We start from the raw sequence: 9687 nt of genomic DNA, 5'->3' as shown, positions 1-9687 counted from the left end.
CGGCTACCGCACCGAGCAGGTTGAGCGCGACGGTCGCACCAAGACCCAGCGGGTCCGCGTGGCCCGGCGCTCCGGTAAGGACATCTGATGAGCACCACCGAGATCACCGAGACCGAGCGCGCGCCGAGGATCGCGCCGCGCCTGAAGGCGGTCTACCGCGAGACCATCGCGCCCGCCCTCAAGGAGGAGTTCGGTCACACGAACCCGCACCAGGTGGCCGGCCTGACCAAGGTCGTCATCAACATGGGTGTCGGCGACGCGGCTCGCGACTCCAAGCTGATCGAGGGCGCGGTTCGCGACCTCACGCTGATCAGCGGACAGAAGCCGGTCGTCACGAAGGCACGCAAGTCCATCGCGCAGTTCAAGCTGCGCGAGGGTCAGCCGATCGGCACGCACGTGACGCTGCGCGGCGACCACATGTGGGAGTTCCTGGACCGGCTGCTCAGCTTCGCGCTGCCCCGCATCCGCGACTTCCGTGGCCTCTCGCCCAAGCAGTTCGACGGCCACGGCAACTACACGTTCGGTCTCAACGAGCAGTCGATGTTCCACGAGATCGACCAGGACAAGATCGACCGGGTCCGCGGTATGGACATCACCGTCGTGACCACGGCCACCACCGACGACGAGGGCCGTTCGCTGCTCCGCCGTCTCGGCTTCCCTTTCCAGCAGGAGAACTGACATGGCGAAGACCGCACTGATCCAGAAGGCCAACCGCAAGCAGAAGTTCGCGGTGCGTGCCTACACCCGGTGCAACCGTTGCGGGCGTCCGCACTCGGTGTACCGCAAGTTCGGCCTGTGCCGAGTGTGCCTGCGCGAGATGGCCCTGGCGGGCCAGCTGCCGGGCGTGACCAAGAGCTCCTGGTAACTAGTGACTACGTCAAAGGTCCAGTAGGTCCTGCGTCGTCTGACGTAGGACCGTGGAAACCTTGACGAGGAAGGGCGAAGGCCCCCATGACAATGACAGACCCGATCGCCGACATGTTGACGCGGTTGCGCAACGCGAACTCGGCGTACCACGAGTCGGTGTCGATGCCGTTCTCGAAGTTGAAGTCGCACATCGCGGAGATCCTCCAGGCGGAGGGCTACATCGCCTCCTGGGAGGTCGCTGACGCCGAGGTGGGCAAGACGCTGACCCTGAACCTCAAGTTCGGGCCGAACCGTGAGCGTTCGCTCGCGGGCGTGCGTCGCGTGTCCAAGCCCGGTCTGCGCGTGTACGCGAAGTCCACCAATCTGCCCAAGGTGCTCGGCGGCCTGGGCGTGGCGATCCTGTCCACGTCCTCCGGTCTGCTGACCGACAAGCAGGCGACGAAGAAGGGCGTGGGTGGGGAAGTCCTCGCCTACGTCTGGTGAGGGAGGCTCCAGATATGTCACGCATCGGCAAGATTCCGGTGACCGTGCCGTCCGGCGTCGACGTCACCATCGACGGCGCCGCGGTCACGGTCAAGGGGCCCAAGGGCACCCTGTCGCACACCGTCCCCACCCCGATCGTGGTGGCCAAGGACGACGACGGCGCGATCGTGGTGACGCGCCCGAACGACGAGCGCCAGTCGCGCTCGCTGCACGGCCTCACCCGCACGCTGCTCGCGAACCTCGTCACGGGTGTGACCGAGGGATACGAGAAGAAGCTCGAGATCGTCGGCACCGGTTACCGCGTGGTGGCCAAGGGCAACGCGCTGGAGTTCGCGCTCGGGTTCTCGCACCCGGTCACGGTCTCGGCGCCCGAGGGCATCTCGTTCACCGTGGAGAGCCCCACCAAGTTCAGCGTGGCTGGCATCGACAAGCAGCAGGTCGGTGAGGTCGCCGCGAACATCAGGAAGATCCGTAAGCCGGAGCCCTACAAGGGCAAGGGCGTGCGGTACGCGGGCGAGCAGGTCCGCCGCAAGGTTGGAAAGGCTGGTAAGTAGCCATGGCAGGTATCAAGGGCGTCCGCACCCGCGGAGGCAAGCGCACGGCGCGTGCGCGCCGGCACCTGCGGCTGCGCAAGCGCATCCACGGCACGCCGGAGCGTCCCCGCTTGGTGGTCAACCGCAGCTCGCGTCACATGAGCGCGCAGCTGGTCGACGACACCACGGGTACGACCCTGGCGTCGGCGTCCACCCTCGAGGTGGACGTGCGGGCATCCGAGGGTGTCAAGACCGACAAGGCTCGCCTCGTGGGTGAGCTGGTCGCAGAGCGGGCCGGCAAGGCCGGCATCACCGCCGCCGTGTTCGACCGGGGCGGCAACGCCTACCACGGTCGCGTGGCCGCTGTGGCCGATGGTGCTCGCGAGAAGGGCCTGGCCCTGTGAGCATCTCGATGAACGTCAACGAGCAAAGGAACGCATGATGGCTGCTCCGCAGCGTGGCGGCCGCACTGGCGGCCCGAACACCGGCACCGCCGGCGGCGGCGACCGTAACGAGCGCTCCGGCGACCGCAACGACCGCCGTGGCGGCGGGCGCGGCGGCGACCGCCGCCGTGACGACGGCCCGGCGAGCAACTACGTCGAGCGCGTCGTGACGATCAACCGCGTGTCCAAGGTCGTCAAGGGCGGCCGCCGCTTCAGCTTCACGGCGCTGGTCGTCGTGGGCGACGGTGACGGCACGGTCGGCGTGGGCTACGGCAAGGCCAAGGAGGTGCCCGCGGCGATCGCCAAGGGTGTCGAGGAGGCCAAGAAGAACTTCTTCAAGGTGCCGCGCATCCAGAACACGATCCCGCACCCGGTGCTGGGCGAGGCCGCGGCCGGCGTGGTGTTCCTGCGCCCCGCGACCCCCGGTACGGGAGTTATCGCCGGTGGCCCGGTGCGCGCCGTGCTGGACTGCGCCGGTATCCACGACGTGCTGAGCAAGTCGCTCGGCTCGACCAACGCGATCAACATCGTGCACGCCACGGCACAGGCGCTCCGCAACCTGGAGCAGCCGGAGTCGGTGGCCGCGCGGCGTGGCCTCCCGCTGGAGGACGTCGCCCCGGCGCCGCTGCTGCGCGCCCAGGCTGCGGGTCGGGCTGCCAAGGCGGCTGAGAAGGAGGCTGCGGCATCATGACCCAGCTCAAGGTGACCCAGACGAAGTCGGGCATCGGCGGCAAGCAGAACCAGCGGAACACGCTTCGCACGCTGGGTCTGAAGCGCGTCGGCCAGACTGTCGTCGTCGAGGACCGTCCCGAGTTCCGGGGGATGGTCAACACGGTGGCGCACCTCGTCACCGTCGAGGAAGTCGAGGACTGACATGGCTGCCAAGGACAAGACCGACAAGGCTGCGGAGACCTCGGATGAGGCTGCGCCGTCGGGAACCAAGGTCTCCACGCTGAAGGTGCACCACCTGCGCCCGGCGCCTGGCGCGCACACCCGCAAGATCCGCGTGGGTCGCGGTGAGGGCGGCAAGCGCGGCAAGACCGCGGGTCGCGGTACCAAGGGAACGAAGGCTCGTTACCAGGTGCCTGCGGCATTCGAGGGTGGTCAGACGCCGATCCACATGCGGCTCCCGAAGCTGCGTGGGTTCAAGAACGCGTTCCGCGTGAGCTACCAGGTGGTGAACCTGGACAAGCTGAGCGAGCTGTACCCCGAGGGCGGTTCGGTCACCGTGGACGACCTGGTGAGCAAGGGCGCGGTGCGCTCGGGCCACAAGGTCAAGGTGCTCGGCACCGGCGAGGTGAGCGTCAAGCTCGACGTCGCCGTGGACGCCTTCTCGGCCTCGGCCAAGGAGAAGATCGTCGCCGCAGGCGGTACTGCTTCACAGATCTGAGCCCGACGGCGGGGCGACCTCACGAGGTCGCCCCGCCGTTCTCGGGTTAGGGTCGGAGTCGACCCGTCGCCACTCAGCCAGGTCCCGCACGTGGGGGCCATGCCGCAGGAGGATCATTGCTCGGCGCATTCATTCGCGCGTTCCGTACTCCGGACCTGCGCCGCAAGCTTCTGTTCACGCTGGCGATCATGGCGATCTTCCGGGTGGGGTCGTTCATCCCCACGCCCGGCATCGACTACGGGAACGTGCAGCAGTGCGTGGACCCGGTCGGTACCAGCGGCTCGGACGTGCTGAGCCTGGTGAACCTGTTCTCCGGCGGCTCGCTGCTGCAGCTGAGCGTGTTCGCGCTGGGGATCATGCCGTACATCACGGCGAGCATCATCGTGCAGCTGCTCCGGGTGGTCATTCCCCGTTTCGAGGCGCTGCACAAGGAGGGCCAGTCCGGCACCGCGGTGCTGACGCAGTACACCCGGTACCTGACGATCGGTCTCGCGATCCTGCAGGCCACCACGATCGTGACGATCGCACGGACCGGGCAGCTGTTCCCGGACTGTGCGGTGGCCACGCAGGTGATCCCGGACCAGTCGGTGCTGACGCTGCTGATCATGATCATCACGATGACGGCCGGCACCGGTCTGATCATGTGGCTGGGTGAGCTGATCACCGAGCGTGGTGTGGGCAACGGCATGTCGCTGCTGATCTTCACCGCGATCGCGGCGAGCTTCCCCGGCGGTGTGCAGCAGATCGCGACCTCGAACAACGGTCTCGGCAAGGTGATCCTGTTCCTGCTGATCTCGGCCGTGGTGATCGTGCTGGTCGTGTTCGTGGAGCAGTCGCAGCGCCGGATCCCGGTGCAGTACGCCAAGCGGATGGTGGGGCGGCGCACCTACGGGGGCTCGTCGACGTACATCCCGATCAAGATCAACATGTCGGGTGTGATCCCGGTGATCTTCGCGTCCTCGCTGCTGGCGCTGCCGTTGCTTGCGGCGCAGTTCGCGGACAACCAGACCGAGGGCTGGGTGCAGTGGATCATGGTCAACTTCGCCGACCCGGGTGCCACGCCGTACCTGGCCGCGTACGGCGTGCTGATCATCTTCTTCGCGTACTTCTACACCTCGATCACGTTCAACCCCGATGAGGTGGCGGACAACATGAAGCGCTACGGCGGCTTCATCCCCGGCATCCGCGCGGGGCGCCCGACGGCGGAGTACCTGCAGTTCGTGATCTCCCGGATCACCGCGGCGGGCGCGTTGTACCTGGCGTTCGTGGCGATGATCCCCTCGATCGCGTTCAGGTTCATGGGCGTCAACCAGGTGATGGCGTTCGGTGGCGCTTCGGTGCTGATCGTGGTGAGCGTGGGCCTGGAGACGGTCAAGCAGATCGACAGCCAGCTGCAGCAGCGGCACTACGAAGGGTTCTTGCGATGACCTCCAGGCTTGTGCTGATGGGTCCCCCCGGTGCGGGCAAGGGCACGCAGGCGGTGCGGCTGGCCGAGCACCTGGGTGTACCGGCGATCTCCACCGGTGACATCTTCCGCGCCAACGTGGCCGAGCGGACCGAGCTGGGGCAGCAGGCGCAGCGGTACATGGACGCCGGCGAGTACGTGCCCGACGAGGTCACCAACGCGATGGTGGCCGACCGGCTGGCGGCTGCCGATGCAGCTGCTGGGTTTCTTCTCGATGGCTACCCGCGCACCGAGGCGCAGGTGGGGGAGCTGGACCGCATGCTCGCCGAGGCGGGCGTGGAGCTCGACACCGTGGTCGAGCTGACAGCTGAGACCGACGAGCTCGTGAAGCGGCTGCTGGGTCGCGCCGCCGAGCAGGGGCGTTCGGATGACACCGAGTCGGTGATCCGCCGCCGCCTCGAGGTCTACTCCGAGCAGACCGCCGCGCTCGTGGACGTGTACGAGAGCCGTGGGCTTCTCGTGCGTGTCGATGGTCTCGGGACCGTCGACGACGTTGCTGCTCGGCTTCTTGATGCGTTGAGCTGAGTCTCGGCTGGCCGTCTATGGCGTCCGCATTGTGATACGTGAGTTGGTAACGGAACGATAACAACGTAGGCTACGCCGGTCACATTCTCCTGGGATCTCGGGGCTCCCAACAGTCGGGGGACGACTGAGGAGGAGGCGGGATGCCCCCCGTTTCGCGAATGAACACCCGACACCGACTGGCAGCCAATGTTGCGCTGGCGCTCACGGCGGCACTCGTGCTGTTGCTGAGTCCGATCGGCTCGCCCCGTGCATCGGCCCACACACCCGGCGATGTGTTGATCGCTGGCGACTCGACGTGGATGTACTGGCGAGACCCGGTGGCACCGGCTGCCGGTTGGGCGGACCTGGGCTATGACGACTCGTCATGGAGTGTCGGTGATGCCCCCTTCGGCTACGGGAGTCGCCTCGGGACCGCTGAGGTCACCACGCGACTTCCCGACTACCCGAATCAGGTGCTCACCACCTACTTCCGACACGCGTTCCAGGTGGACCTTGGCGAGCGTCCCGAGTTGGCCTTCGAGACGTGGGCCGACGACGGGATCGTGGTCTACGTCAATGGGGTCGAGGCCGGTCGACAGAACGTGAGTCCCAGCCGCACGCAGGTGACCCACAATGCGATCTGGGCCGTGGGTGCTCCGCGGACCGCGGCTGCGCTGTCGCGGCCGGTCACCATCACGATCGACCCAGAGCTTCTGCAAGATGGAGAGAATGTCCTGACGGCGGTGGTGATCGCGAACTGGCGCGCGTCGTTCGATGTCACCTTCGGTGGTGAGCTCACGGTTGAGCGGTCCCATGGTTCCGACGTGCCAGGTGGCGATGGCAATGCTGTTCCCGAACCACCGGCAGCCGGGGGACAGATGCCCAGCGGTGACGTCGTCCCGTTCGGTGCGCGCTGGGAGTATTACAGGTCGACCGTTGGGCCCTCGCCCGATTGGCAGTATTCGACTGCGTCGAGTGGCTGGCCGAGCGCGTCGGCTCCCTTTGGATTCGGCCGCGCAGCAGATGCGGCGACGACGTCGCTCTCCGCTGCCGGGAATCCGCTGAGTACCTACTTCAGGCACCAGTTCACGATTGGCTCCGCTTCCGAAGGGCTCCTCGTCGAGGGGGCGACGTTCAGTACGTGGGCCGATGACGGTGTGATCGCCTACGTGAACGGGCACGAGATCGGACGCCATCGTGTCGCGGATGACGCAGCCGGTCATCACGACGAGACATGGGCAACAGCCGCGCCGTCGACGGCATCGGCTCGGGCAGAGGTGACGACGTTCGCCGTCCCGGGCGACTATCTGCAACAGGGCGCCAACGTCCTGGCGGTGCAGGTGATCTCCAATCACCGCACGACCGCGGACATCTCGTTCGATGGCCGGTTGGCCCCCGGCGGTGGCGGCGAGGTTGGCTCCACAGCCGGACCAGACGAGTCGTGGGAGCTTGTGTGGTCCGATGAGTTCGATGGCAACAGCCTGGACAGCTCCAACTGGACGGCATACGACAACTCGAGCTACGGCGATGGCAATCTTGAGTCAGCGTGTCTGATGGATCGACCGGAGAACCTGTCCGTACGCGATGGCCACCTCTATCTGACGGCGCAGTACGAGCCGACGCCGATCCAGTGCGGGTGGAACGACCTCAGGTACCCCAATGGCCGCACTTATACGTCGGCTCAGATCATGTCGCGCGACAAGGTCACGTTCGTGTACGGCAGGGTCGAGATCCGCGCCCGGCTTCCGATCGCACAGGGGCAGTCCCAAGGTCTGTGGCCCGCCTTCTGGTTGCGTACGACAGAAGGGCTCGGTGAGGTCGACATCCTTGAGGCGTTGGGCTCCGGCGTAGGCGACAGCTGGCAGGCCGGGACCGTGTACCACTCGCTGCACCGAGAGACCACCAACACCAACAATTCGGTGCGCACCAGCTACCAGCTGCCGATGGGCGGCGACATGTCAGCCGGCTTCCACACCTACGCCGTCGAGTGGGAACGTGACGAGATCCGGTTCTTCGTCGACGGCGTCATGTCGGGTCGCTACACGGCCGACGAGGTGTCCTGGCTCGCGGAAACCTTCAACGAGAAGGAGTTCTTCATACGCTTGAACTTGGCTGTCGGCGGCCGGTGGCCGGGCTACGTGGACGAGAGCACGGTGCTCCCAGCGTCCTACGTCATCGACTACGTGAGGCTGTACCAACCACGTTGACCTCGCTCGTGCGCACCCTCAGAACGGTGCGCTCGACTACGTTCACGCCCTCGTCATGCGCGCGTCACCCTCCGGCCGCTGTCTGGAGGGTGACGCGACATCACCCTGCCTAACCCGCTGCCGTTCCTCAACGCCCCACCGCCTCCACCCCACGCCGCTCAAGCGCTCGCACAACAGCGGTGGTTGTCTAGTCACGCAGTCGGGGGAGTTGCCGTTCTAGGGCGCTCCAAGAGGGATTGAGCCGAGGCGGCGATGGAGTTGACAGCAGGAGACGCTGAGCAGGTGGCGCGGTCGCAGCCTGCGGTTCGTAGTAGTCGTGTGGTGCTCCCGTGAGCGTCGTTGACCGCCTCGAAGGCATGGGTATCTCACTTGCCGATCCGCTGATCGACGCACGCCCGGCTTCATGGCGCAAGAACCGCCTTCGGTATCAGACCGCAGCGATTCTCAGCGACCTTGCCGTGAGCCTCGCCGTCTTTGTCGCGCTCGGCTTCTACGTTGGCACGAGTGCGTGGCTTGTCGGCGTGGCGGGGGCGATCTGCTTTGTTGGCGGCGTCGCGCTGTCCGGTGGCTACGACCTTCGCCGTGCCGCGACCGGGCACCGCGAGTACAGGGCGATCCTCCGGTCGGGCATGATCACGATCGCGATCGCCATGTTGCTGGCCTTCGTCGGCATCACCGAGTTGCCTGCGCTGCCGATCGTTCTGGCTGTCGTGGCAGCGCTCATCACATCGGCGCTCCTGCGCACTGCGCAGCGGAAACTACTCGCCTCTGTCCGGGCGGACGGCGGGCTCCGCTCGCGTGCGGTGCTCGTCACGTCACCCGATCGGGCTGCGCGTGTGGCGCGAGAGTTGGACGACACGCATCCGGGACTCGAATTGGTCGGCGCGTGCGTCTCCGATCGGGAGATCGGATCCGAGGTCAGCGCCGGGGTGCACGTCCTGGGCGGGTCCATGGACGCCCCGGCCCTGGTGCGGGAGTCCGATGTCGACATGGTGCTCGTGACGTCGGGCGCCATGGAGCAGAACGAGTTCCGCCAGTTTCGTTGGGCCTTGGAAGAGACCGGGACCGAGCTGATGATTCTTCCGGACGTGAATGAAGTGCTGAGTGGACGGCTCGATGTCCACGTTCATGGCGCCACCCCGATGCTGGGCGTCAAGCTGCAGCCGAGTCGTTCTCAGCGCATCGCGAAGGCGGCCATGGATCGAGTGCTCGGCGGGGCACTGCTCATCGTTGCCTCGCCGGCGATTCTCGTCGGGATGCTCGCGGTGCGGCTCAACTCTGCAGGTCCGGCCATCTTCCGACAGGTTCGGATCGGCCGTGACGGTCGTGCATTCACCATGCTGAAGCTCCGCACCATGGGAGTCGATGCGGAACAGCGTCGCGATGGCTTGGTCGAGGCGAGTACCGGCGCCGGCCCACTCTTCAAGATGGAAGCCGACCCGAGAGTGACGTCCGTGGGTCGATTCCTCCGGAGGTTCTCTCTCGATGAGCTTCCTCAGTTGTGGAATGTGGTGAGAGGCGATATGTCTCTCGTCGGACCGCGCCCGCCTCTGCCGAGCGAAGTCGCGACGTATGACTCGATGGCGGTGCACCGCCTGCACGTGAAGCCCGGACTGACCGGGCTATGGCAGGTCAGCGGTCGGTCCGACCTGTCGTGGGAGCAGTCGGTCCGTCTGGACCTGCGTTACGTCGACAACTGGTCGATCGGCTTCGACCTCCTGATCCTCTGGCGTACCGCCGCTGCTGTGCTCGGAGCCCGCGGTGCGTACTGAGATGCCCATCGACTCTCGCCCAG

At 66.5% G+C, this 9687-nt stretch carries 12 protein-coding genes and 1 pseudogene; all 13 read left to right on the top strand.

Annotated elements, in window-relative coordinates; translation table 11 throughout:
- A pseudogene (locus ACOJSN_RS03800) lies at positions 1-88 on the top strand (50S ribosomal protein L24); the annotation flags it as partial.
- On the top strand, positions 88-678 hold the full coding sequence (rplE, locus tag ACOJSN_RS03795; protein WP_420111179.1) for a 50S ribosomal protein L5: 591 nt from the start codon (positions 88-90) through the stop codon (positions 676-678). The pseudogene ACOJSN_RS03800 and the gene rplE, both read left to right, overlap by 1 nt.
- Before the next feature lies 1 nt (position 679).
- Positions 680-865, top strand: coding sequence for a type Z 30S ribosomal protein S14 (locus tag ACOJSN_RS03790; protein ID WP_420111178.1), 186 nt, complete (start codon positions 680-682; stop codon positions 863-865).
- A gap of 86 nt (positions 866-951) precedes the next feature.
- Positions 952-1350 carry a 30S ribosomal protein S8 gene (rpsH, locus tag ACOJSN_RS03785; protein ID WP_420111177.1) on the top strand — a complete coding sequence of 133 codons (399 nt, stop codon included), beginning with the start codon at positions 952-954 and terminating at the stop codon, positions 1348-1350.
- 14 nt (positions 1351-1364) lie between these two features.
- A complete protein-coding gene (rplF, locus tag ACOJSN_RS03780; RefSeq protein ID WP_420111176.1) occupies positions 1365-1904 on the top strand; it encodes a 50S ribosomal protein L6 in 540 nt (179 codons plus the stop codon).
- 2 nt (positions 1905-1906) lie between these two features.
- The gene (gene rplR, locus ACOJSN_RS03775; protein WP_420111175.1) at positions 1907-2287 is read left to right on the top strand and encodes a 50S ribosomal protein L18; all 381 of its coding nucleotides are present in this window, start codon (positions 1907-1909) and stop codon (positions 2285-2287) included.
- Positions 2288-2324: 37 nt separating this feature from the next.
- The gene (gene rpsE, locus ACOJSN_RS03770; protein WP_420111174.1) at positions 2325-3017 is read left to right on the top strand and encodes a 30S ribosomal protein S5; all 693 of its coding nucleotides are present in this window, start codon (positions 2325-2327) and stop codon (positions 3015-3017) included.
- Positions 3014-3199 (top strand): 50S ribosomal protein L30, encoded by a 186-nt coding sequence (gene rpmD, locus ACOJSN_RS03765; protein WP_420111173.1) that lies wholly within the window; start codon positions 3014-3016, stop codon positions 3197-3199. Before rpsE ends, rpmD begins: the two co-directional genes overlap by 4 nt.
- Positions 3114-3716: a 50S ribosomal protein L15 gene (gene rplO, locus ACOJSN_RS03760; protein ID WP_420111180.1), complete on the top strand. Its 603-nt coding sequence runs from the start codon at positions 3114-3116 to the stop codon at positions 3714-3716. Before rpmD ends, rplO begins: the two co-directional genes overlap by 86 nt.
- A 116-nt stretch (positions 3717-3832) precedes the next feature.
- Entirely contained in the window at positions 3833-5143 is a 1311-nt protein-coding gene (gene secY, locus ACOJSN_RS03755) for a preprotein translocase subunit SecY (RefSeq protein WP_420111172.1), read from the top strand.
- Positions 5140-5706 (top strand): adenylate kinase, encoded by a 567-nt coding sequence (locus ACOJSN_RS03750; RefSeq protein WP_420111171.1) that lies wholly within the window; start codon positions 5140-5142, stop codon positions 5704-5706. The genes secY and ACOJSN_RS03750 overlap by 4 nt, the downstream gene beginning before the upstream one ends.
- Before the next feature lie 158 nt (positions 5707-5864).
- On the top strand, positions 5865-7892 hold the full coding sequence (locus tag ACOJSN_RS03745; RefSeq protein WP_420111170.1) for a glycoside hydrolase family 16 protein: 2028 nt from the start codon (positions 5865-5867) through the stop codon (positions 7890-7892).
- Positions 7893-8221: 329 nt separating this feature from the next.
- On the top strand, positions 8222-9664 hold the full coding sequence (locus ACOJSN_RS03740) for a sugar transferase (protein WP_420111169.1): 1443 nt from the start codon (positions 8222-8224) through the stop codon (positions 9662-9664).
- Positions 9665-9687 lie beyond the last annotated feature (23 nt).

Source organism: Pseudactinotalea sp. (assembly GCF_048594945.1).
Taxonomy (GTDB): Bacteria; Actinomycetota; Actinomycetes; order Actinomycetales; family Beutenbergiaceae; genus Pseudactinotalea.
This window is presented reverse-complemented; position numbering and strand designations above follow the sequence as displayed.

Bases quoted from the DNA above. Each gene is read 5' to 3' on its own strand.
- ACOJSN_RS03750 (WP_420111171.1), top strand. From the start codon at position 5,140: ATGACCTCCAGGCTTGTGCTGATGGGTCCCCCCGGTGCGGGCAAGGGC.
- rpmD (WP_420111173.1), top strand. From the start codon at position 3,014: ATGACCCAGCTCAAGGTGACCCAGACGAAGTCGGGCATCGGCGGCAAG.
- rpsE (WP_420111174.1), top strand. From the start codon at position 2,325: ATGGCTGCTCCGCAGCGTGGCGGCCGCACTGGCGGCCCGAACACCGGC.
- rplR (WP_420111175.1), top strand. From the start codon at position 1,907: ATGGCAGGTATCAAGGGCGTCCGCACCCGCGGAGGCAAGCGCACGGCG.
- ACOJSN_RS03745 (WP_420111170.1), top strand. From the start codon at position 5,865: ATGAACACCCGACACCGACTGGCAGCCAATGTTGCGCTGGCGCTCACG.
- rpsH (WP_420111177.1), top strand. From the start codon at position 952: ATGACAATGACAGACCCGATCGCCGACATGTTGACGCGGTTGCGCAAC.
- ACOJSN_RS03790 (WP_420111178.1), top strand. From the start codon at position 680: ATGGCGAAGACCGCACTGATCCAGAAGGCCAACCGCAAGCAGAAGTTC.
- rplF (WP_420111176.1), top strand. From the start codon at position 1,365: ATGTCACGCATCGGCAAGATTCCGGTGACCGTGCCGTCCGGCGTCGAC.
- rplE (WP_420111179.1), top strand. From the start codon at position 88: ATGAGCACCACCGAGATCACCGAGACCGAGCGCGCGCCGAGGATCGCG.